A 20,718-nucleotide genomic window follows, 5' to 3' on the forward strand; every position below is an offset into this window, starting at 1 on the left:
GGGGATGACAGATACGAAAGTTGTAAAAAGAGATGGAACAGTAGTCGAATTTTATAAGCAGAAAATCACAGATGCTATTATCAAAGCAATGACAAGAACGGAAAAAGGTATTGATGATGAAGTGGCTTTAAAGGTAACAGAAAAAGTAGTAAATAAACTGTCAAATTTAAACAATGTTGATATCGAACATATTCAAGACGAAGTACAATCGGCATTGATGTTGAGCAAGAGAAAAGATGTAGCAACCGAATACATAGGATATCGAGAAGTAAGAAGTTTGAAACGAAGAGAAAGAGGAAGCTTAGATAAAAAGGTACAGGGACTTCTTGATCACACTAATACTGAAGTTATGAGCGAAAACTCAAATAAAGATAGTCAAACAATTCCCACTCAGCGAGATCTATTGGCGGGTATCATTGCTAAAGACTTTGCACAAGCATATATGATTCCAAAGCGTGTAGTGGATGCACATAACAATGGAGATATTCATCAGCACGATCAAGACTATTCTCCATACTTTCCTTCATTCAACTGTATGTTAATCGATTTAAAAGAGATGTTGGAGAATGGTTTTAAATTAGGAAATGCTCAAATTGAATCTCCAAAATCAATTACTACAGCAGCAGCAGTTACAGCTCAAATAATTGCTCAAGTATCAAGTCATATTTATGGTGGGAATACCATAAATGAAATCGATAAAGTGCTTGCTCCTTATGTTAGTAGGTCATTTAAAAAACATTTCAAAACGGGGATGAAGTGGCTCTACAACGCTGAACCAGAATACATTGATAGTCTCGGAATTGCTGTAGATAGTCTGGATATTGCAATTCAATTTCCTAGATGCTATGACTATGCGATGAGATTAACAGAAAAAGAGACTCTAGATGCTTTCCAATCCCTCGAATACGAGATCAACACTCTTGTATCGGCAAATGGACAAACACCATTTTCAACATTCGGATTTGGTAGAGGAACTTCTTGGGAGGAACGTCAAATCCAAATTGCCATTCTTAAAAATCGTATCAGAGGATTGGGAAAAGAAGGCAAGACACCTGTGTTTCCTAAGCTTATCTATGCTCTTGAAGAAGGAGTAAATCTCAAGCCTGAAGATCCTAATTACGACATTAAAAAACTTGCAATCAAGTGCAGTACACTCCGTATGTATCCAGATATTTTATCTGTTCCAAAAGTCAAAGAAGTGACTGGATCGTTTAAATTCCCAATGTCATGCCGCAGTTTTGTTGGACAGTATATTGAAGACGAGAAAGAAATTCATGATGGTCGATTTAATATGGGCGTAACCACAATTAATTTGCCACGACTCGCAATTAAGGCGGAAGGATCTGAATCTAAATTCTATAAACTGTTAGATGAAATGCTCGAAGTGTGTAAGGAAGCACTGATGTATCGAATTGAACGTCTTAAAGGCGTAAAAGCGAAAGTAGCTCCAATTCTTTACATGGAAGGAGCAACAGGCGCAAGGCTCCAAGCAGATGACACTATTGACCATTTGCTTAAGAATGACAGATCAACTATTTCTCTTGGATACATCGGAATACATGAAACTGTACTTTCATTGTTTGACAAGCACATCTTTGACGATCTTAAACTTAGACAAAAAGGTTTGAATATTGTTAAGTACTTAAGCAATAAGGCTACTAAATGGAAGAATGAAACAGGTTATGGATTTAGTTTATACTCTACTCCAGCGGAGAGTTTATGTTATCGGTTCTGTAAGCTGGATGAAGAAGTATTCGGTGTTATTAAAGGAATTACTGACAAAGGTTACTACACAAATTCATTTCACTTAGATGTTAATAAGAAAGCAACCCCTTTCGAAAAGATTGAGTTTGAAAAAGAATATCCTCATTATGCAAGTGGTGGATTTATTACTTATTGCGAATTTGATGCTTTAGTAAAAAACCCTGAAGCCTTAGAAGCAGTATGGGATTTTGCTTATGAAAGAGTTCCTTATTTCGGTACGAACACACCAGTAGATAAATGTCTCGAGTGTCGTTATGAAGGTGAGTTTGAAGCAACAGTATCGGGGTTTGAGTGTCCTAATTGCGGCAATAAAAATCCTAAGACATCTTCAGTTATTCGTAGATGTTGCGGGTATCTCTCGGAACCTTCACAAAGACCCTTTAATAAAGGGAAGCAAAATGAAGTTGTTAGCAGAGTGAAACATAAATGAACATTGCAGATTATAAACAGTTTGACGTAATCAATGGAAGAGGAATTAGACACTCACTATATACATCAGGTTGTTTGCACCACTGTAAAGGATGTTTTAATGCATCTATCTGGAATTTTAATTATGGAACTCCATTTACAAAAGAATATGAAGAAAGAATTATTAAGGATTTAAAAATTGATTATGTAAAAATTCAAGGTTTATCAATTCTTGGCGGTGAGCCTCTACAGAATGTAGAGGGTCTTCTTCCACTCTTAAAGAGAGTCAAGCGTGAGTGTAAAGAGAAAGATATATGGATTTGGACTGGGTTTACCTTTGAAGAAATATACAGAGATGAAAAGATGAAAGAGCTGATATCATATTGTGATGTTTTAATTGATGGGAAATTTGTACTAGAACAACGGGATTTGACACTTAAATGGAGAGGATCGCACAATCAGCGCATATTAGATGTTAATGAAAGTTTTAAACAAGGGAAGGCGATTCTGCTGTCGTTAGATGAATGAGGTGGTTAAATTACTTATAATTTATGATTCCTTGACAGGAAATATTCAACGCTTTATTAATAAACTAGATATGAGAAGTACCAAAATTACAACTGAATTATCTATAAATGAACCCTTTGTATTGATTACATACTCAACTGGATATGGTGAAGTACCAAAGTCTATTGAAAAGTTTCTTGAATCGAATCATCAATATTTAAAGGGCGTAATGGGAAGTGGTAATAGGAATTGGGGCAAATTTTATTGTGGTGCAGCAGAAATAATTTCAAAGCGATATGATGTACCTCTATTACACAAGTTTGAACTATCAGGTAATGCATATGACATAGAAAAGATAAAAATGGAGGTATTAAATATTGTCTAATACAAACAACTATATTCGCTTAAATAATGAAATCATGGTTCAACAGGATGGGCAGTATCAATTTTCAAAAGATAAGGATGCAGTTAAAAGATATTTCATTGATTATATTAATCAAAATACAGTATTCTTTCACAATCTAAAGGAAAAATTAGATTACCTAATTGAAAATGAATATTACGAAGAAGAATTTCTTGGTAAATATACATATAAACAAATTAAGAACATATTCGAAATTGCTTATTCCAAAATGTTTAGATTTCCATCCTTCATGAGTGCTTTCAAATTTTACAACGATTATGCATTAAAGACCAACGACAAGAAAAAAATTCTAGAGAGATATGAGGATAGAGTATCAATTGTTGCTCTTTACTTGGCGGATGGTGATTACATCAAAGCACAAAAGCTAGTGAAAGCATTGATTAATCAGGAGATCCAGCCTTCAACACCTTCATTTCTAAATGCAGGACGTAAACGAAGAGGAGAATTAGTTAGTTGCTTTTTGATGGAAGTTAATGATTCTCTTAATGACATTTCCAAGGCAGTAGATATGTCTATGCAACTTAGTAAAGTTGGCGGTGGAGTTTCGTTAAATCTCAGTAAGATAAGAGCAAAAGGAGAAGCTATTAAAGGTATTGAGAATGCCACCAAAGGTGTGGTTGGTGTTATGAAGCTTTTAGATAATGCTTTTCGTTACGCTGATCAAATGGGACAGAGACAAGGATCTGGTGCTACATATTTAAATGTTTTTCATGCAGATATTAACGATTTTCTAGATACTAAAAAAATCAGTGCAGACGAAGATGTTCGAGTTAAAACTCTATCTATAGGCGTTGTAATCCCAGATAGATTTATTGAACTTGCTAGAGAAGATAAAGATGCTTATATCTTTTATCCATACACAGTCTATCAAGAATACGGTCAACATCTCGATGATATGGACTTGAATAACATGTACGACATATTGGTTGACAATCCTAAAGTAAGAAAGGATAAAATCAACCCACGTAAGTTACTTGAGAAGATGGCTGCTTTAAGATTTGAATCAGGATATCCCTATATTATGTTTGAAGATAATGTGAATGCAGTTCATGCGCTTAAAGAGATTGGGAAGGTTAAATTTTCAAATTTGTGTGTAGAAATTCTTCAACTTACAGATGTATCAAACTATCATGATTATAAAGAAGAAGATGAACTTGGGCTTGATGTATCTTGTAATCTGAGTTCGATCAATATTGTCAATGTTATGAAAAACAAGTCGATAGCTGAGACAGTATCGATTGGTATTGATGCATTGACGGTGGTATCTGAAAAGACAGATATTAAAAATGCTCCAGCAGTTAGCAAAGCAAACAATATGATGACTTCTATTGGTTTAGGGGCAATGAATCTGCATGGATTTTTAGCTAAAAACAAAGTTTCATATGAAAGTGAACAGGGAAGAGATTTTGCAAATACTTTCTTCATGATGGTTAATTATTATTCCATTAAACGATCTATGGAGATTGCGAAAGAAAGTGGTAAGAAGTTTTTTCGTTTTAAAGAAAGCGAATATGCATCGGGGGAATATTTTGATAAGTACTTAGTGAATGATTATTCTCCAAAGTTTGATAAGATTAAAACTTTATTTGAAGGTATGGTCATCCCCTCAGTTACTGATTGGGAGCAACTAAAGAATCAAGTTATGAAACATGGGCTTCGTCATTCTTATAGATTAGCAATTGCCCCAACTGGATCTATTTCTTATGTTCAATCATCAACTGCATCTGTTATGCCTATCATGGAACGCATTGAGGAACGTACTTATGGAAACTCAAAAACATACTATCCGATGCCATACCTTTCTCCTGAAACATGGTTCTTCTATAAAGAAGCTTATGACATGGATATGTTCAGAGTTGTCGATATGATTGCAACAATTCAGCAGCATGTTGATCAAGGGATTAGTTTTACCTTGTTCTTAAAAGACACTCACACAACAAGAGATTTGAATCGTATTGATTTGTATGCTCATCATAAAGGAATCAAAACGCTATATTATATGCGAACAAAAGACACTTCTCGTGAAACTTGCATATCTTGCTCAGTCTAATAAAAAGGGGATTAATCTATTGAATATGAAAATTTATGAAGCCGCTGATTGGTCTTCAGAAGAAGACTCATTTACACAGATGTTTTACAATCAAAATGTCAGACAGTTTTGGCTTCCCGAAGAAATCAGTCTTAATTCAGATTTGTTGATTTGGAAATCTTTGCGCACCCAAGAAAAAGAGACATACAAAAAAGCATTAGCGGGGTTGACTTTACTTGATACAGAACAAGGTAATACTGGGATGCCCTTGATAGCTGGACAAGTAAGGGGACATCAACGTAAGGCTGTTTTAAACTTTATGGCTATGATGGAGAATGCAGTTCATGCTAAGTCATATTCAAATATCTTCATGACTCTAGCGCCAAGCGAAGAGATTAAGGATTTGTTCGAATGGGTCAAGGATAATAAATATCTTCAGAAGAAAGCGAGTATTATTGTAAACCTATATACCGATGTTAAAAATGATGATGAATTATCTCTGTATAAGGCAATGGTAGCTTCTGTTTATCTGGAAAGTTTCTTGTTTTATAGTGGGTTTTATTACCCATTACTTTGCTACGGACAAGGTAGAATGATGCAAAGTGGAGAAATTATCAATTTAATTATTCGTGATGAGGCTATTCATGGAGTTTATATTGGGTTGCTAGCTCAGGAAATTTATAACAAACAACCTGAAGAAGTTAAAGCTGAATTGAATGAGTTTTCTATTTCTCTGCTAAAGCGGCTTTATGAAAACGAGCTAGGATATACAGAAGATTTGTATGATGAACTTGGTTTGACTCATGATGTAAAAAAATTCTTGAGATACAATGCAAACAAGGCATTACAAAATCTTGGGTTTGATAGTTACTTTGATCATGAAGAGGTTAATCAGATCGTAATTAATGGTCTAGATACAAAAACAAAATCTCATGACTTTTTCAGTATGAAAGGTAGTTCATATCAAAAAGCGAATACGGAAGCACTAAAGGATGAGGATTTTTACTTTTCTAATTAAATGAATAAACATAAAAGGGAGAAATATAATAAAAATGACAGACATGATAAAACAACCATTTCATAAGAAAATTTACACTTTAATTACTTCAAAAATCCTCAGAAACAAAAGGTTTCATAAAGTTAGTTTTGATGAATTGGTTAAAGCGACCAGTGAAATTGGTAAACACACGAGTATTACTGCTCAGATGATTGGAGAAGCACTAAAATCAATAAACGATAAAGTTAAACCACTTCAAATCAAAGTGAAATACTTTGATGACATTGAACCACTAACTAAAATCTCCAAAGGTGACTGGATTGATCTTCGTTCTTCAATTGACGTTGAAATGAAAGCAGGAGAATATAAACTGATTCCTCTTGGTGTTGGCATGAAACTTCCAGATGGCTATGAAGCTAATCCGGTTCCAAGAAGTAGCACATTTAAAAACTTTGGGATCATTCAGACAAACCATTTCGGAGTTATTGATAATTCCTTCAGTGGCAACACTGACCAATGGCATTTTCCTGCATTGGCTATGCGAAATACTTCGATTAAAAAGAACGATAGAATCTGCCAGTTTCGGATTCAAGAAGTTATGCCCGAAATTGAGCTTATCACGGTTGATGAGTTAGATGAAGTTTCACGAGGTGGAATTGGAAGTACGGGAATCAACTAATACATAATCTGGCGGTGGTTGATCTATCGCCTTTTCTTAAAACAAAAACTAAAGGGAGTTAATAAATGAATATTCAGCTTATTGCACATACACAATTATCTCAAAAATACAGATCTTCAATTTTGTCAGAACTCCAAGATATAATTCCAGTGCCTAAAGACAGTCAAATTATTTCTTTAGTGGCTATTCGCACTTGTTACAGCCCCAACAAACCAACGGATATTGTTGATTTAGAAGGTAAAAAGTACTTTGGCAATAAGGCTACGGATGGAGAAACAGGAACTGAAGCGGATCGCTTATTTCGCCATATTACTAGTTCTGGTCACACTAGTACATTAGAACATCTCAATTACACATTTTCTATTGAAGGGGTTAGCCGTGCTCTTATGGCTCAATTAACCCGACACAGACATCTTTCTTTTTCTATTCAATCCATGAGATATGTTCCAATGAGTACTGAAAGCAAATCGAATGGATTTAATTATATTGTTCCTGAAAAAGTTGATGATCGTGAATTTTCTGAGATGCAAACAGCCAGAGACATTTTTGAAGAAGCTATGAGATATGCCCAAAGCGCCTATGACCAATTACGAAAAGCGGGAGTACCACAAGAGGATGCTAGAGCAGTAATCCCACAAGCAGCAACTACAAATATCGTTATGACAGGCAATCTTCGTACTCTTCTAGATTTCTATACTAAACGTAAGCCGGGTAAGGGTGCACAACATGAAATTACTCAACTAGCAGAAGGTATCAAATCATCCATTTTAGAGGTTGATCCGTGGTTAGAAAAATACTTCTTATAATATTATTAATAAACATATACACAAAAGTAAATAAGTGATATACTAGGTACAAGTCAATGAAACACAACGACTTGTACCTTATTTAATAGGAGAGAAGGCGATTCGATAATTGTTAATTGTTGCACTAAACATCGTTCCAACTTTAATTCTAGCTATCATTCTTTATGTTAGGAGTAAAACATTCAAAGTGGATTTACTCAAGCTAGATAAGTCTGCATTTGATGATATATTCTACTCATTATGTATTTCTATGATTGGTTTCAATATTCTCACAAGCTTATCTTCACAATTAATTAACTCACCTCAGACCCAAGTTGACATAAGAACACCTATGATGTACATATATGCAGTATTGTTCAGTCCCATTGTAGAAGAATTAATTTGCAGGAAATTTTTATTGATAAAAATAAACAAATATATTAATTGGTGGTTAGCAGCGATAATCAGCTCGTTAATATTCTCTTTACTACATTTCAACCCAGTAGGATTAATCGGTTACGTATTTATCGGAATTGTTTGGTGCTACTACTATCGTAAATCAAACAACATTCTAGTCCCTATTCTAAGTCACTTTTTATTCAATTATATAGCAATATTAATCCAATCTCTGAAAGGGTAAGCGTGATACATATTGGAATTAAGCAATGACGTTAAAGCAATCTTGTCTCTCTGTTGGGAAAATGATGAACGAAGATGTACAAGTTTTTTAGTTGATGGTAAGCACGAATACACGACTAAAAGTGGTTTGAAATATAAGCCAAATAACAATACATATGAAGAACTTGAAAAGTATCAATCAATAACTGATAGACCATTCAAACTTTATAGGAATGGCGATTACGTCAATATAACTGGAGGAGAAATAGTAAAATGAAAAAGTTCGTTCACAGAATAAAAACCAATATTATCATTCGTATCTTCTGGTCAGACGCTCTTGATGAAGTGAGAAGAAATCACTATAAGATGGCAGAAGATCAGGGAATCATAAAAGGAAAAAGAGAAAGTCAGTGCGAGAATTGTATCAACCAACTGGAGGGCTTGATCAATGAAAATTAAACAACATGTTAGAGAGAAGTATATGGAACTGTGTCCTTATAGTGCTCATAAATGTGAGTCATACGAAGAACTTGACTACAAGATTATTCGTGCGGTTGAAACCGGAAGAGTGATTAATACATATCCTTGCAGAGCTATCCAGTATCATAATTTACGTTTTACAGTCAAAGACAACACGGTAATCGACATGGAGAAGAACAGTGAATATGCCAATGTTTCGCATTATAGAAAAAGACAGTTCGAACAAAAATATTATAATATCTCAGTTTGTGAAGGTGACTATAACAATAACATGGCGACTGATGAAGAGATTTACGAACTTCTATATACATAAAATCATAATTTTATGATTGAAAAGGAGAGAACTGAATGACACCAGAACGAATAGAACCCATTAAATTAGCCGCATTCACTAGGGGAGAATTAATCAAGCTAATCAGGAAACAAGAGTCTGCTCTAGAAGAGGCACAACAACAAAGCAAAGAGTGGCAAGAAGAAGCGAAGCAATGGCGAGACGAATTTGTTAGTAAGAACGACGAATTGGGAGAGGCACAGCAGACCATAGACCGACTACAAGCAGCATTCGAAGATGAAGGATCATACAAGCCTAAGTATCGAATGTACGCTGAAGAGAACTTGCTTCTAATCGAGGAGGGTAAGTCATGACACAGATACAGCTAACAGACCAGCAGCTTAACCGGGCGCTGGCGGAGTTGATGGGGTACACAGTCAAAGAATTACCCATAGGATCTAACGGCAGACAATTGTACGCATTAGTGACTCCGATAGGCAGGCAGAGAATGGCTGCTTTAACAATAGATAATGCATTTTTTGATGCTCCAGACTATTGCACCGACCCTGCTGCCAGCCTAGAGGTACAGGCAAAGGCTATAGAGGTAGATAGTGTTGGTTATGTACGTAATCTAGAAATCGCGAAATGGAAAAAAATCATGGCTCCACTTGCAAGAAAAGAAGTGTCTGTTCTACTCAACGCCAGTCCCCGAGAGAGGGCAGAGGCGGCATATATCACGCTATCCATTAGCAAGGAGGATTTGAATGGAACAGTGGGTTATCGTTAATTTACAAGGCAAGTATCTGAAAAAAGTAATCAATTCACTTTCAGAGGAGTATACAACCGACCTTAACGAAGCTTTGAAATTCGGCAGCAAACTTGAAGCGCAAAAAGAATGTGATGTGTTGGAGTATCCAAAACAGATTCAGTAGTATGCCATACGACGATATCAGGGAGTAGGAGTATCCCTCCTCTCCCAAAGGAAGAGTAGACGCAAACTGTGAAGGAAGGTGCGATTTTATGAAATATGTAATATACGTGGAAGGGCTAAGCGAATTTTACAGGGGAAACACATACACTCACCAAGGGGAGACATTCCCCGCAGGGTGTAAATTATCTGAGGCTAAACGCTATTCTTCTAAAAAACGTGCAGAAAATACTGTGACGGTACTAGAAAGAAAGTGTGATGATAAATTTTGCGTACATGAAATTGAAGATTAATACACAGTACGAAGATACAGGGACAGAGAGGGTTAATAGCCCTCCTCTCCCACAAGGAGGATATAAGAGATGAATGTGTACAAGGTCAATGAGTACTGGATTGCTGCAAAGGACGCTGACGCAGCATTCGGGCAATATTTGGAGGAAACAGATAGTTTGGAAACCATGATTGTAGATGATCTAGCGGAAGGTGAAGAGACGGAAATAACCGTTAGCATAAAGCGATTAACTACGAAAGAAATTGAAACACAAACCGTCACTTGCTGCGAGGATGGATGCGATCGCTGCGAAGATTTAAACGACCACTTGTACGACACATATCAAGAGTTGCTGACGCAGAGAACGGATTTCCCGTGCGTCTTGGCAAAAGAAATTTAGGGGAGGAAGCCCAATGACACAAAGGGACTGGAAAAAGGATATGGAGATGTGCGAGGCGACAACTAAGGGACCATGGATAGCTAAAGCTTGGACCGTACCAACCGCAGATCAATACAACATTACCTCAGAACATGACAACTCAGAATTGTATACAGCGTGGCAAGGAACACGATATCCGGGCGGCCCAGAGGTAAGCGCATATCAAGCAAAGTTAAACGCAATATTTGCTGCCGAATCCCGAACAGCCCTTCCCTACTGGCTCCAAGAAGCCAAAGAGCGTGGAGAACGGGAACAAGAGATTAAACGGGCAATCGGTAGATGTTTGGTGGCAGGTAATTCACTTGGCAGCATTATCATGAATTATAACTTGCCAGAAGGTCATGAAGAATGGTCATTCCAAGAAGCAAACTCATATTTCTTCGGTAAATTCTACAATGATCGTCCATCTGCTTACGAGAGTTACGAAACGTGGATTGCGTGGAAGGCGATCATGGGTGCATCAGAAATTATGTCCACCCTTTACCCAGATACCCCAGCACCCAAGGAGGGCGAATCCTAATGCTCACCTTCAGATTAGGCAAATGTTGCGCATGCGGTCGAACAAAGCCACTTAAAGGGACTAAGAATAAGCGCTGCTATGATTGTACTCTTTCTGGATTCACCAAAAAGTCCAAAAATATACCGTGGAAGCAGGTGGAGTCAAACGATGAAACAGGCGTATGACAAGGAATCTGTCTATGACGAAAAGATTGCACCGTTGATGAAGCTGATCATTGAGGTGTGCAAGGAAGAAGAAATACCAATGGTATCCTCATTTTACATTCAGTCAGCAGATATTAGCAGGTTGGAAGGGGAAATGGTTGTATCAACGATCATTCCAGTAAAAGACAACACTCCTGGAGCATTTAAGGAGATTGAAAGAATCCTTTATCCAAGAACATATGCTATGGCAGTTACAATAACGAGCGAAAAATCATAAGGAGGATTAAATCATGGACTGTAGGTTCTGCGAAAACGAAGTAAGCGAATCAAGCACAACATTGACTCAAATGGAAAACGGAGACACGTACACAAACCACTTTTGCAGCATTGAGCATTTGGTATTACACAATTTGATCAACAGATATGGAATGAGTGAAAGAGAAGCACATAACATTGTGCCGAACTAAGGCAATTTAAGGAGGAAAGAATTATGAGGAAGGAGATAATCAATGACAGATATACTGTACGCGATTCAACAACAACAATTACAGAGAACATATGGTGAACTGAATGGATTATTGGCTTTGCATTATGATCCCATGAAAGGACGCACCACAAGATACGATGAATTGGATGAACTAATTGAGAGGTTCATTAATGATATGGGAAACATGATCGGATGAAAGACAAGTTTTACATAGAAAATTAAAGAGGAGAGAAGAGAGTGCTCAATAAAATAAAAGAGAAGTTGAGAAACAAACTTAGACATTTCTTGAGGATCAACGACCTTGAAAATAAATTAACAAATTTCAAAAGAACAGTAGGTAGCAACCTAATTAGACACGATGAAAAAATCGAACTTATACATAGGAATGTTAGAGATAACAGCATTAAAATCGAAGCGCTACACAACACACTGTCGAATGTGGTTTCGATGGGGAGTGACATTGCTCCAAACAACAGTGGAAATAGTTGGGCAGTAGTATGTGTAGAAGGTAATTATAATATCATTAAGTTTTTTGATCTTAGTCAAAGAGATGGAAGAGAAATGCTTAGACTCTTAAAGTCATTTGAAGGTGGAAGATATGTGAATGATACACCGATGGGTTATTTCCCTAAGTCGGAGTTCATCAACTGGGAAAGATAAAGCGATAAAAGTCTAGTTTCATTAAAAGAGAGCCACCTCATTTTTGAAGTGACTCCAACAACTCTTAACCCAGAAAACTAGATAGTACCTCATAAATATCAGCCTGATAAATCAATACCGAGTAACAATATTTATTGCTTTTTAGAACTCTAGTGAAGATGTAAACACCAACATAACCATAAGCAGACGAAAATTTATTCATATTCTATCTTCCTCCCATATTTGGATTCAGATAGAATAGTTAATCTCTTAATTCAGATGCCTAAATTGAAAGCATCTCTTGAACTTTTTCTCCAACTCGGTAAATATGTAATCATCTCTGTCAGTCACTGTTTGCAACTCAATAATTTCTATTTAAAATACCTGTTTTACCAAAATAAAAAGGAGGTTCTAAATGACAAAGTATAGTATCGAAAAGGACATTTCGGAAGTTTACCGTATCCGATTAGATAGCCACCGATGCCAATGGGCAACTTTAACAATCAATAATGGCGATTTGAATGTAATCAGTGATTGCGGCAACTTTAATTATAGTTGGCGAATGAATAAAAATGAAAACTTCAAGGAACTGCTTATCCGAATCTGCAAGCACGGTGAAGGCAAAGGATATTTATATGATAAGATTCATGATCGAAATCGGGCAAATAGGGTAGACACTAAGAAATCAATAGAACCACTAAAAAAGGAATTGTTTGAATATTATCGTGAAAAGAAACGTGATTGGCATTATATGGAACAAGACAAAAAGAAATATTATCCTCTATTAGATGATAGGATGCGCGATGCTTATGATGAACTTGTAAGTATAGAATCTGAAGGTGAATTGTCTATGGATGCTTTCCATAGTCTGCTGTGGAACAACAGTTATCTCGATGAAGTATTTGACGGAGATTATTTTGCACATTGTTTAGATGTTGAATACATAGGAGATCGTCAAGCAATTGCATTTTGTGAAGTTGTAGCTCCAGTATTTGCAGAGATTCTGATGAATGAACTGAAGGAGGCTGAACCTGTCTCTTGCTGATTGATATTATTTGTGGTTGGATTGTTCCATTTTATCTATACATAGGGCTATTTACACTGTTGTTCGGAATATTCAAAGAGGAACTTACAGATTTCGGTTGGAAACAGACTGCTCAGTATACTTTCGCTTGGCCTGTTGTATGGATTATGATGTTTCTGCTCAAATACAAGGAACGGGGCAATAGAAAGCATATTATTAATAACAAATATATTAGCTTAATAAGTGACTATTTTGATGAGCGAATGGCTACGCCCCACTGGTATGACCATATTTGGCTTATACCGCTTCTTATTGTTTATGGAATCATATGGGCAACAAAGTGTGGAATATTATCTACATACTATAAAATTAAATTAAAGATGATTCACAAAAGATAAAGCTATGTATATATAGATTAATTAATTTTACAAACCACTATATATAGTATGAAAGAGATGATGAAATATCTATTTCATGAGCAGATGAACTTAAAACTATAGTGATGGAAGTGAAGCTAAGTGGATAAATTTGATTTTAAAGCGGTAGATGAATACATTACAAATATAGCAAATGGATTATTAGCAAACTCAAAAACAAAGAAACTTGCACAAACTACATTATTGAAAATGCTAGTTATGTCTTGCCAAGAATATGAAAGCAACCCGTATTTCCGCAAAGACATTGAAAAACTAGATATGTATCTGAAAGGAAAATGATAATGATTGACTACGACAAACTACTAGATGATTGGGCAGATGAAATTAGTAAGAAGATGGATCAAATGCAGAAGTTAAAAGAAAAAGAAGATGTACTTTCTACGAAATACTGCACCATAAGTGGATACATAGATGGATTAGCGATGTCATGGGCTATCTTGAGTAGATTAGAAAAGAAAGCTAAAAGAAAGGTGACGATTAATTGAGTAAATATGAACTAAGTTTATCTAAAGATTACGTACCATCGTGGACTGTAGTAGACGCAGTAAGAGAACTGTTCCAAAACGCACTTGACCAGCAAACCACAACTGAAGATAACACAATGTTTTTCAATTATGATGAACAATCTGAAACACTATACATAGGAAACAAATTGTCAGTTCTAGATGTTAAGACATTACTATTGGGATCTTCCACTAAACGAGATGATCCAAACACTATTGGTCAATTTGGAGAAGGATATAAGATCGCTACACTCGTTCTGACTCGTCAGAATAAGAAGGTAACATTCTTCAACTATGGAGCCAAAGAAGTATGGAATCCAAGATTCGTAAAGTCTCGCCGTTATAATGGAGAAGAAATTCTAACTTTCTTCGTAGATAAGAAATACCCTTGGACTAAAGTTCCAGATAACAATTTGACTATTACAATTGAAGGAATCAGTCCACATGATTATGAACAAATTGTTGAATCCAACTTACATCTTCAGGACGTTGGTAGGATCATTGAGAGCAAATATGGTCGTATCTTAGAAGAAGATAGATATAGATCTAAAGTTTTTGTAAACGGCTTATATGTTTGTAGTTATGCGGATTACACACAGGGTTACGACTTCAAGTCAGAACATATTAAAATAGATAGAGACAGAAAACTTGCTGATTCATTTCAGCTTAAGTGGCTATCGTCTACTATGCTTAGTGGAGTTGATTCTGATAAAACGATTGAATTAATTAAGCAGGGAGTTGCAGATGTTGCCTATGTGTCCGATGCTGGATCAAGTTTATGGGGAACTTCATCAAATACATATAAATCAATCTCAAATAAGACATATAGGGCATTCAAGGATGAACACGGTGAGAATGCTATTCCAGTTACGAATCAAGATGAGTTCTCAAAAGTGAGCAGCTTGGGGAGTTACAATGCCGTATTTGTTAATCAAACGTATAGCAACACTATTAAGAGTAGTGAAGAATATACTGAACCTATCAATGAGAGTAAAAATAAACAATCAACAAAGTCAAAATTTGAAGGTTGGTTAAACAATCATAAACAAAACTTAACTAAAAGATCAATTAAGAAACTACAATATATTATTGATGAAGTAACGGATTAAAACATAGTCTTGTAAACACGACTAGAATATACATAGGATTGAAAGAGGCAGCAAAAAATGGACAAGTGGATTGTAATTACTATTTATGATGATTTCACTGATTCTGAATACATAATTAAAGAGTTTAACTCTGAAGAAGAAGCCGTAGTATATTCCAAAGAATTTGTTAAAGAAGAGTTGTACTGTGTCGCGAAGATAATTGAGTAAAAGATGCATTTCATAAGGAGTGATTAATCATGGAAAAGTGGATTACGATTAATAATGTTTATATTAGAGATACAGTTGAACAATACGGATACAAAATTAGAAATCAGCCTAACGATTATAGAGGGAAGATAGTGTCAATGGAGACAGCAAAGCAAATGGTTGAGAAAGGTATCTTGGAGATATCTAATTGGTCATATCTCACGTATTGTACTGTTCCAAGAGACTTTACTGATGATGCTGCTGATGTTCTATAACCATATTTTGCACAATGAACAGGGGGGCTAATGTTGGTTGCGTTAAATCAATTGTGCCACATTCATGATTTGGGGTGTGACACCACCTATCAGGTTGGCGTTGTTACAGAAATATATGATGAGTACATACTAATAAAAATGAAGAGTGGAGACAATTATAGGCTACCTGTTAACAATGTTAGCAACAATCAAGTTAGATTTTTACATAGTAACGGAGTTCCAGCGCTCATTAAAAAGGGATTTTGGGGATATAGGTTTCCGTGAAAGGCTGCTTTTATCAGGAGAGAATAGGGTGATTAGTATTGAAATTAAGCAATTCAGTAATTATACATAACGTAAAGGACTGTCCAGTATCGCATGATAAATATTTGAAACAACGTGGTACAGTACGAATAATTGACAACATAACTACGAACGATAAGGTTTTATTTGGGGTAGAATTTTTAAATGACACATCTATAAATGCTAACTACTATTGTGATTGTAAACAGAATGGAATTGCTCCATTGAGACCCCATATTATTTTTTTCAATGAGACAAATCTAATGGTTGTATGAAATGCGACTTTTATTCGAAAAGGAGGAAAGTGGATGTTTGAGGTTTTTGTTAAAGACTTTGTAAATGGCACAGAAGTTGAAACCATAACACCAGACAGATACATGAATATAATCATGTATTGGGGATATGGGTATGACATCGTAATCAATGAAAAAACAATTATAAATAAAAATATCGAATCAGTATATTCGAGAAAAGTCGATAAAAACTGAATTTCATGAAGAAGGGGTAACTGTGTATGAGAAAGTATGATGACGATGAAAAAGAAGAACAGTCAATTATTATGTGGATTGAAAGAAGACTTGAATACTCTGATTCAGGAATGATTAAATATTACTGGGATATGTATAAGAAAATGTGGAAAGAATCTTTCGGAGATTCAAAGCCAATCAACAAAGAGTTTGAGTTAAAGGTAAAGGACATGTACACGGACAGAAAGAAAGTCGAAAGCCTATATAAGTAGTCAAATGTCGAATACATAGTTTTCCTGCGATTACCCAAGAAATAATAAGGAGAATACATATGAGTCAAATTTGGTATACGGCAGATACTCACTTTTGCCACAAGAACATTCCATGAAAGCAGACCATACGATTCAGTTGAAGAAATGAATGAAGCACTAATTGATATTTGGAATAAGACAGTAAACAAGAATGATACAGTCTATCATTTAGGAGATTTTGTATTTGGTGGGAGCACTAAATGGGAGGCGGTTCTCTTAAGACTGAAAGGTAACATTCATCTAGTAGTTGGAAATCACGATGATAAGAAGATGGTAAAGAAGTTTGCAGACAAGTTCGCTTCAGTTGACGATATGATTACCAAGAAAATTGATAAGCAGCATCTATTCTTATTTCATTATCCAATTGAAATTGGCTTAACACCTAATGCTTACTCTATACATGGCCACATCCATGGTAGAGAGTCTAACTATGTCAACCAAATCAATGTTGGAGTAGATAGCCCATTTACAAAGGGAGCCGTTGGATTCGGTAATTTGATTCCTGAAGAGTTGTTACTTAGTGAATTGAAAATTAGAAAAGAACTAGTTATGGAGTTGAGAACAAACAAAGGAGAAAATATGTGAGGAATTCTCTTTATAAGTATACTAAAAAGAAAATAAAACAAGCATTCCCACGATATAAGAGAGTCCAAATAGGAGCGACCGTTAAAGAAGTATCGGTTAAAAGAACAGAAATGGTTGGTAGACAAATAGGATTCCAATTCTTTGAGGGTAAAAGAATAGCATATAAGTTGATCCCGATGATCAAGTTTGAACAAGTGTGCATACATAATCGTCTTTTGTATCAAGATCAAGAAATTCATCAAATTTATGTAGCTGTAGATCAGCAGAAGAAGACAGTTTATTGGAACTTTGAAATCATTAAAGACAAATGAAACTTTACTTTCATCGGACTTATTCATAGTTATACACAATATGTTGTGTGTAAAATTATTTTAAGATAATATATGTTGTGTCAACTGGAAATATATGATATCATATCCCTGCTAGATAAAAAGGAACATTTGTTCCATAAGGGAGATGATGTATTATAGCTCAGTACACTCAAAAGAAACCAAAGCTCAAGTTTATTAAAATTGACCCCCACAAGAAGATGTGCGACCCAACGCAGTTTACTATCAATGCTATAAGTCAGAACAGTTTATCAAGTGAATATGATAAGGCTAGATTCGAATGGAACTTAAACGATTATAAAAATGAGGCTTCTGAAGGGTTTTCAAATATATGTCAACTCTGCGGCAATCCTCATTTAAAACATAATTTCATTATTCATAACCCCAATACTGATAGATATCTTAGCGTTGGATCAACATGCATTATTCGATTCGGCGTGGTAAAAGGTAACATAGATGTAGAATCTGGCACACAGATAGTTGAGAATTTTATGAATGAAAGAGAATACTATTTTCATGTTCGATCTTTAGTAAAAGGTATGATGGTACTCAGTCCAGACGCAAAAGAGTTTAAAATGTTTTTTGAAAACCTTAAAAAAATACTTGAATTGAGGAATATTAATAATCCTACAATCGATCAATTAGGTGATATATGTTATGCGGATCGATGGGAAAAGTTAAAGAATGATAAAATGATTTGTGCTAGACTTCATATGTTATGGTATAAACCTATGCAGATCAACACAATCAAAACAAAGGCTAAAAAAGTTCCAGTATATAAAGAAGGAACAACATTCGGACATAAGAGTCGTACAACAGTTTATATACCAGCGGCAGGACGTTCTACTTCATATAAAACAGACAATATTAGTGATTAGTCTATTGGGGGCGAAAGCCCCTAATACTTAAATTAATGAAAAGGATAATACATATGATCAATCTTAATAATAAAGATATTATAATGATAATTCAGAAGCAACTTAGAAAGCATTATCTAAAATTCAGTCAACCCCCAAATGTATTCGTAAGTCTGGATATGAATAGTGGCAGATATAATTTTGTTACTAAGCGAATGACATTTCATGACTATATAGTAAAGTTTCAATATGCAGGATACATACCGCAACGCCTCAAACTGAGTGAAATCAAGGGATTGCTTCATGATGAATATCAAGGAGCATTAATCGATTTACAAGTATACATAGACAATGTTGCCGACCTACCCCATGATACGAATTACAATGATCTAGTGACTTTTAAGGCTGAAGTAAAATATGACGACTCTTCTTATTTGACTAAGCAAGAGGTAATGGAATTAATAGATTTATCAATACATATGCAAGATCGTCAGTGGTTTGAAGAACTATCGGAAATCTATGCTAGATGTGCGGACTGATGTAATGTTAGGTATTTCATTATGAAAAATACATTAATAAACATATACAAAATTTATTAATTATGATACAATTCATATGTGATGTTGAGGCTACAACTATACACAAGTAGGCACTATAAGCCAAACCTATACACATAGGAGGATTGTATCATGATTGAAAATTGCGAGTTAGATCTTGGTTTTAGTTGGACGAAGGGGAGGAATGATAAAAGATCGTATTTACAACCATCTATCATAGGTGAGGCTAAACCAATGTTTGATATGAACATCAGATCAGACGATTACGTATATAATGACGAGCTTTTTGTAGGTAACTTAGCTTTACGACATAGCGATATTAAATACTTTTCTATGAACAACAACAAGTCAGAAGCTAGAACTAGTGATGTGATTTTGAAGACAGCAATAGGAACGCTTGCTAGGTCGAATCCAATTAACTTGTTGACTGGTCTGCCACTAAATTTTTATTTTAAACAAAAAGATGAGTTCGAACAAAAGATAATGAAGCTTAACGATACAGACGGATTTTTTGTTCGTAAAGGTAAGAATAAAAATATACAAGTTAAATTGTCGATCAATGCTTGTAAGGTTGTTCCACAAGGCTATGGAATTGCAATGGATTACATATTAAAGACAGATGGTAGTATTGAAAAACACAAAATAGCTAAATCAAAAATATTAACTATTGATCTTGGATTCTATACGTTGGGATTACTTGGATTAGATAAGATGGAGATTATGAAAGAATCAACCGCACTTTTATTGGGTGTAGAGAATGCCTACAAATTATTGCAAAGCTATCTTCAAGCGTACATTGGAAGATCTCCAGCTAAGTATGAGTTAGATCCATATGTCATATCAGGATCGTATGAAGGGAAAAGTATTAAGAAATTAGTAAACAAGGCTTTTAGAGCATTGGCACAGCAAATACAGAATGAAATAGAAAGCTTGAACATTACCTTTGACTACTATCTAATTGGTGGAGGTGCTGCACATTTCATTTATGAGTACTTAGACTTACCAAACAAGATTCTGTTCAATCAATTATCTCAACTGAATGGATACGGAAAGCTTGGTGCTCGTCTATGGAGATAGTGGCAAGAGCAAGGCTAAGACCTGTGAAAGATAGGGATTTAATAAAAGCTTTTGAGCAGCTACCAGAACATGAAGATAAAAGTGATGTTGTAAGAGAAGCATTACGTCTTTTATTTTTTGGGATCAAAAACGAAAGAAGAAGTTTAAGCATTGAAATTCCTATCTATGAGCTAGAAACGGATGAAGAATTTATTTCAGATGAGGAAGTTAATAAAAGTATAGATGAATTTCTACAAGGAATATGAGAACGGGGTAAAACCTGTTCTATACATAGTTTACAAGGAAAACATTTAAATCCAGTAGGATTAAAACGTTGATTTATAAGGATAT

Annotated in this window: 34 protein-coding genes; 33 read left to right on the plus strand and 1 reads right to left on the minus strand. The window is 35.2% G+C overall.

All coding sequences use genetic code 11. The annotated features are described in order from the left end of the window. Positions 1-4 precede the first annotated feature (4 nt). From nrdD to MHB37_RS12920, 18 genes are all read left to right on the plus strand, one after another. Positions 5-2,194, plus strand: a complete 2,190-nt coding sequence (gene nrdD, locus MHB37_RS12835) for an anaerobic ribonucleoside-triphosphate reductase (RefSeq protein ID WP_405169444.1) — start codon at positions 5-7, stop codon at positions 2,192-2,194. After that, entirely contained in the window at positions 2,191-2,700 is a 510-nt protein-coding gene (gene nrdG, locus MHB37_RS12840; protein ID WP_405169445.1) for an anaerobic ribonucleoside-triphosphate reductase activating protein, read from the plus strand. Before nrdD ends, nrdG begins: the two co-directional genes overlap by 4 nt. After that, positions 2,693-3,064: a class Ib ribonucleoside-diphosphate reductase assembly flavoprotein NrdI gene (gene nrdI / locus MHB37_RS12845; RefSeq protein ID WP_405169446.1), complete on the plus strand. Its 372-nt coding sequence runs from the start codon at positions 2,693-2,695 to the stop codon at positions 3,062-3,064. The genes nrdG and nrdI overlap by 8 nt, the downstream gene beginning before the upstream one ends. Continuing rightward, positions 3,057-5,153, plus strand: coding sequence for a class 1b ribonucleoside-diphosphate reductase subunit alpha (gene nrdE / locus MHB37_RS12850; protein WP_405169447.1), 2,097 nt, complete (start codon positions 3,057-3,059; stop codon positions 5,151-5,153). Before nrdI ends, nrdE begins: the two co-directional genes overlap by 8 nt. Before the next feature lie 25 nt (positions 5,154-5,178). Then, complete coding sequence (gene nrdF / locus MHB37_RS12855) at positions 5,179-6,150, plus strand: class 1b ribonucleoside-diphosphate reductase subunit beta (protein ID WP_405169600.1); 972 nt, start codon at positions 5,179-5,181, stop codon at positions 6,148-6,150. 187 nt (positions 6,151-6,337) lie between these two features. Then, positions 6,338-6,808, plus strand: coding sequence for a dUTP diphosphatase (locus tag MHB37_RS12860; protein WP_405169601.1), 471 nt, complete (start codon positions 6,338-6,340; stop codon positions 6,806-6,808). 65 nt (positions 6,809-6,873) lie between these two features. Next, positions 6,874-7,614, plus strand: a complete 741-nt coding sequence (thyX, locus tag MHB37_RS12865) for an FAD-dependent thymidylate synthase (protein ID WP_405169448.1) — start codon at positions 6,874-6,876, stop codon at positions 7,612-7,614. Between the two features lie 334 nt (positions 7,615-7,948). Next, positions 7,949-8,233, plus strand: a complete 285-nt coding sequence (locus MHB37_RS12870; protein ID WP_405169602.1) for a CPBP family intramembrane glutamic endopeptidase — start codon at positions 7,949-7,951, stop codon at positions 8,231-8,233. Between the two features lie 251 nt (positions 8,234-8,484). Next, entirely contained in the window at positions 8,485-8,670 is a 186-nt protein-coding gene (locus MHB37_RS12875; protein ID WP_405169449.1) for a hypothetical protein, read from the plus strand. After that, on the plus strand, positions 8,660-9,004 hold the full coding sequence (locus MHB37_RS12880; protein WP_405169450.1) for a hypothetical protein: 345 nt from the start codon (positions 8,660-8,662) through the stop codon (positions 9,002-9,004). Before MHB37_RS12875 ends, MHB37_RS12880 begins: the two co-directional genes overlap by 11 nt. 35 nt (positions 9,005-9,039) lie before the next feature. After that, the gene (locus tag MHB37_RS12885) at positions 9,040-9,336 is read left to right on the plus strand and encodes a hypothetical protein (RefSeq protein ID WP_405169451.1); all 297 of its coding nucleotides are present in this window, start codon (positions 9,040-9,042) and stop codon (positions 9,334-9,336) included. Continuing rightward, positions 9,333-9,749, plus strand: coding sequence for a hypothetical protein (locus MHB37_RS12890; protein ID WP_405169452.1), 417 nt, complete (start codon positions 9,333-9,335; stop codon positions 9,747-9,749). Before MHB37_RS12885 ends, MHB37_RS12890 begins: the two co-directional genes overlap by 4 nt. Further along, complete coding sequence (locus tag MHB37_RS12895; protein WP_405169453.1) at positions 9,727-9,894, plus strand: hypothetical protein; 168 nt, start codon at positions 9,727-9,729, stop codon at positions 9,892-9,894. The genes MHB37_RS12890 and MHB37_RS12895 overlap by 23 nt, the downstream gene beginning before the upstream one ends. A 358-nt stretch (positions 9,895-10,252) precedes the next feature. Next, the gene (locus MHB37_RS12900; protein ID WP_405169454.1) at positions 10,253-10,561 is read left to right on the plus strand and encodes a hypothetical protein; all 309 of its coding nucleotides are present in this window, start codon (positions 10,253-10,255) and stop codon (positions 10,559-10,561) included. A gap of 13 nt (positions 10,562-10,574) precedes the next feature. Next, positions 10,575-11,120 carry a hypothetical protein gene (locus MHB37_RS12905; protein ID WP_405169455.1) on the plus strand — a complete coding sequence of 182 codons (546 nt, stop codon included), beginning with the start codon at positions 10,575-10,577 and terminating at the stop codon, positions 11,118-11,120. Positions 11,121-11,267: 147 nt separating this feature from the next. Beyond that, positions 11,268-11,540, plus strand: coding sequence for a hypothetical protein (locus MHB37_RS12910; protein WP_076127767.1), 273 nt, complete (start codon positions 11,268-11,270; stop codon positions 11,538-11,540). Between the two features lie 232 nt (positions 11,541-11,772). Then, on the plus strand, positions 11,773-11,946 hold the full coding sequence (locus MHB37_RS12915) for a hypothetical protein (RefSeq protein WP_179088781.1): 174 nt from the start codon (positions 11,773-11,775) through the stop codon (positions 11,944-11,946). 41 nt (positions 11,947-11,987) lie between these two features. Continuing rightward, positions 11,988-12,410: a hypothetical protein gene (locus MHB37_RS12920; protein ID WP_405169456.1), complete on the plus strand. Its 423-nt coding sequence runs from the start codon at positions 11,988-11,990 to the stop codon at positions 12,408-12,410. Positions 12,411-12,474: 64 nt separating this feature from the next. On the opposite strand, the gene MHB37_RS12925 is transcribed toward MHB37_RS12920, so the two are convergent. Next, on the minus strand, positions 12,475-12,612 hold the full coding sequence (locus MHB37_RS12925) for a hypothetical protein (protein WP_405169457.1): 138 nt from the start codon (positions 12,610-12,612) through the stop codon (positions 12,475-12,477). Between the two features lie 192 nt (positions 12,613-12,804). Between MHB37_RS12925 and MHB37_RS12930 the strand changes: the two genes are divergently transcribed. From MHB37_RS12930 to MHB37_RS13000, 15 genes are all read left to right on the plus strand, one after another. Further along, positions 12,805-13,434: a hypothetical protein gene (locus tag MHB37_RS12930; protein ID WP_405169458.1), complete on the plus strand. Its 630-nt coding sequence runs from the start codon at positions 12,805-12,807 to the stop codon at positions 13,432-13,434. Next, positions 13,428-13,811 (plus strand): hypothetical protein, encoded by a 384-nt coding sequence (locus MHB37_RS12935; RefSeq protein WP_405169459.1) that lies wholly within the window; start codon positions 13,428-13,430, stop codon positions 13,809-13,811. Before MHB37_RS12930 ends, MHB37_RS12935 begins: the two co-directional genes overlap by 7 nt. A 120-nt stretch (positions 13,812-13,931) precedes the next feature. Then, a complete protein-coding gene (locus MHB37_RS12940) occupies positions 13,932-14,129 on the plus strand; it encodes a hypothetical protein (RefSeq protein WP_405169460.1) in 198 nt (65 codons plus the stop codon). Positions 14,130-14,131: 2 nt separating this feature from the next. After that, the gene (locus MHB37_RS12945; RefSeq protein WP_405169461.1) at positions 14,132-14,335 is read left to right on the plus strand and encodes a hypothetical protein; all 204 of its coding nucleotides are present in this window, start codon (positions 14,132-14,134) and stop codon (positions 14,333-14,335) included. Beyond that, positions 14,332-15,462, plus strand: a complete 1,131-nt coding sequence (locus MHB37_RS12950; RefSeq protein WP_405169462.1) for a hypothetical protein — start codon at positions 14,332-14,334, stop codon at positions 15,460-15,462. The genes MHB37_RS12945 and MHB37_RS12950 overlap by 4 nt, the downstream gene beginning before the upstream one ends. A 57-nt stretch (positions 15,463-15,519) precedes the next feature. Beyond that, positions 15,520-15,669, plus strand: coding sequence for a hypothetical protein (locus MHB37_RS12955; RefSeq protein WP_405169463.1), 150 nt, complete (start codon positions 15,520-15,522; stop codon positions 15,667-15,669). Positions 15,670-15,698: 29 nt separating this feature from the next. Further along, positions 15,699-15,923, plus strand: a complete 225-nt coding sequence (locus MHB37_RS12960) for a hypothetical protein (RefSeq protein WP_405169464.1) — start codon at positions 15,699-15,701, stop codon at positions 15,921-15,923. Between the two features lie 590 nt (positions 15,924-16,513). After that, a complete protein-coding gene (locus MHB37_RS12965; protein WP_405169465.1) occupies positions 16,514-16,693 on the plus strand; it encodes a hypothetical protein in 180 nt (59 codons plus the stop codon). Between the two features lie 26 nt (positions 16,694-16,719). Next, positions 16,720-16,944 (plus strand): hypothetical protein, encoded by a 225-nt coding sequence (locus MHB37_RS12970; protein WP_405169466.1) that lies wholly within the window; start codon positions 16,720-16,722, stop codon positions 16,942-16,944. A 144-nt stretch (positions 16,945-17,088) separates the two neighbouring features. After that, on the plus strand, positions 17,089-17,568 hold the full coding sequence (locus tag MHB37_RS12975) for a metallophosphoesterase (protein WP_405169467.1): 480 nt from the start codon (positions 17,089-17,091) through the stop codon (positions 17,566-17,568). Then, positions 17,565-17,879, plus strand: coding sequence for a hypothetical protein (locus MHB37_RS12980; RefSeq protein WP_405169468.1), 315 nt, complete (start codon positions 17,565-17,567; stop codon positions 17,877-17,879). The genes MHB37_RS12975 and MHB37_RS12980 overlap by 4 nt, the downstream gene beginning before the upstream one ends. Before the next feature lie 218 nt (positions 17,880-18,097). Next, positions 18,098-18,775 (plus strand): hypothetical protein, encoded by a 678-nt coding sequence (locus MHB37_RS12985; protein ID WP_405169469.1) that lies wholly within the window; start codon positions 18,098-18,100, stop codon positions 18,773-18,775. A gap of 53 nt (positions 18,776-18,828) precedes the next feature. After that, on the plus strand, positions 18,829-19,293 hold the full coding sequence (locus MHB37_RS12990) for an IDEAL domain-containing protein (protein WP_405169470.1): 465 nt from the start codon (positions 18,829-18,831) through the stop codon (positions 19,291-19,293). A gap of 150 nt (positions 19,294-19,443) precedes the next feature. Continuing rightward, the gene (locus tag MHB37_RS12995) at positions 19,444-20,388 is read left to right on the plus strand and encodes a hypothetical protein (protein WP_405169471.1); all 945 of its coding nucleotides are present in this window, start codon (positions 19,444-19,446) and stop codon (positions 20,386-20,388) included. Next, on the plus strand, positions 20,379-20,633 hold the full coding sequence (locus tag MHB37_RS13000; protein ID WP_405169472.1) for a hypothetical protein: 255 nt from the start codon (positions 20,379-20,381) through the stop codon (positions 20,631-20,633). Before MHB37_RS12995 ends, MHB37_RS13000 begins: the two co-directional genes overlap by 10 nt. The last annotated feature ends 85 nt before the right edge of the window (positions 20,634-20,718 follow it).

The sequence above is a fragment of the Paenibacillus sp. FSL H3-0286 genome (assembly GCF_045040705.1).
Lineage (GTDB): Bacteria > Bacillota > Bacilli > Paenibacillales > Paenibacillaceae > Paenibacillus_AQ > Paenibacillus_AQ odorifer.

Bases quoted from the DNA above. Each gene is read 5' to 3' on its own strand.
- nrdD (WP_405169444.1), top strand. From the start codon at position 5: ATGACAGATACGAAAGTTGTAAAAAGAGATGGAACAGTAGTCGAATTT.
- nrdG (WP_405169445.1), top strand. From the start codon at position 2,191: ATGAACATTGCAGATTATAAACAGTTTGACGTAATCAATGGAAGAGGA.
- nrdI (WP_405169446.1), top strand. From the start codon at position 2,693: ATGAATGAGGTGGTTAAATTACTTATAATTTATGATTCCTTGACAGGA.
- nrdF (WP_405169600.1), top strand. From the start codon at position 5,179: ATGAAAATTTATGAAGCCGCTGATTGGTCTTCAGAAGAAGACTCATTT.
- MHB37_RS12860 (WP_405169601.1), top strand. From the start codon at position 6,338: ATGATTGGAGAAGCACTAAAATCAATAAACGATAAAGTTAAACCACTT.
- thyX (WP_405169448.1), top strand. From the start codon at position 6,874: ATGAATATTCAGCTTATTGCACATACACAATTATCTCAAAAATACAGA.
- MHB37_RS12870 (WP_405169602.1), top strand. From the start codon at position 7,949: ATGTACATATATGCAGTATTGTTCAGTCCCATTGTAGAAGAATTAATT.
- MHB37_RS12875 (WP_405169449.1), top strand. From the start codon at position 8,485: ATGAAAAAGTTCGTTCACAGAATAAAAACCAATATTATCATTCGTATC.
- MHB37_RS12880 (WP_405169450.1), top strand. From the start codon at position 8,660: ATGAAAATTAAACAACATGTTAGAGAGAAGTATATGGAACTGTGTCCT.
- MHB37_RS12885 (WP_405169451.1), top strand. From the start codon at position 9,040: ATGACACCAGAACGAATAGAACCCATTAAATTAGCCGCATTCACTAGG.
- MHB37_RS12890 (WP_405169452.1), top strand. From the start codon at position 9,333: ATGACACAGATACAGCTAACAGACCAGCAGCTTAACCGGGCGCTGGCG.
- MHB37_RS12895 (WP_405169453.1), top strand. From the start codon at position 9,727: ATGGAACAGTGGGTTATCGTTAATTTACAAGGCAAGTATCTGAAAAAA.
- MHB37_RS12900 (WP_405169454.1), top strand. From the start codon at position 10,253: ATGAATGTGTACAAGGTCAATGAGTACTGGATTGCTGCAAAGGACGCT.
- MHB37_RS12905 (WP_405169455.1), top strand. From the start codon at position 10,575: ATGACACAAAGGGACTGGAAAAAGGATATGGAGATGTGCGAGGCGACA.
- MHB37_RS12910 (WP_076127767.1), top strand. From the start codon at position 11,268: ATGAAACAGGCGTATGACAAGGAATCTGTCTATGACGAAAAGATTGCA.
- MHB37_RS12915 (WP_179088781.1), top strand. From the start codon at position 11,773: ATGACAGATATACTGTACGCGATTCAACAACAACAATTACAGAGAACA.
- MHB37_RS12925 (WP_405169457.1), bottom strand. From the start codon at position 12,612: ATGAATAAATTTTCGTCTGCTTATGGTTATGTTGGTGTTTACATCTTC.
- MHB37_RS12930 (WP_405169458.1), top strand. From the start codon at position 12,805: ATGACAAAGTATAGTATCGAAAAGGACATTTCGGAAGTTTACCGTATC.
- MHB37_RS12945 (WP_405169461.1), top strand. From the start codon at position 14,132: ATGATTGACTACGACAAACTACTAGATGATTGGGCAGATGAAATTAGT.
- MHB37_RS12955 (WP_405169463.1), top strand. From the start codon at position 15,520: ATGGACAAGTGGATTGTAATTACTATTTATGATGATTTCACTGATTCT.
- MHB37_RS12960 (WP_405169464.1), top strand. From the start codon at position 15,699: ATGGAAAAGTGGATTACGATTAATAATGTTTATATTAGAGATACAGTT.
- MHB37_RS12965 (WP_405169465.1), top strand. From the start codon at position 16,514: ATGTTTGAGGTTTTTGTTAAAGACTTTGTAAATGGCACAGAAGTTGAA.
- MHB37_RS12970 (WP_405169466.1), top strand. From the start codon at position 16,720: ATGAGAAAGTATGATGACGATGAAAAAGAAGAACAGTCAATTATTATG.
- MHB37_RS12975 (WP_405169467.1), top strand. From the start codon at position 17,089: ATGAATGAAGCACTAATTGATATTTGGAATAAGACAGTAAACAAGAAT.
- MHB37_RS12985 (WP_405169469.1), top strand. From the start codon at position 18,098: ATGTGCGACCCAACGCAGTTTACTATCAATGCTATAAGTCAGAACAGT.
- MHB37_RS12990 (WP_405169470.1), top strand. From the start codon at position 18,829: ATGATCAATCTTAATAATAAAGATATTATAATGATAATTCAGAAGCAA.
- MHB37_RS12995 (WP_405169471.1), top strand. From the start codon at position 19,444: ATGATTGAAAATTGCGAGTTAGATCTTGGTTTTAGTTGGACGAAGGGG.
- MHB37_RS13000 (WP_405169472.1), top strand. From the start codon at position 20,379: ATGGAGATAGTGGCAAGAGCAAGGCTAAGACCTGTGAAAGATAGGGAT.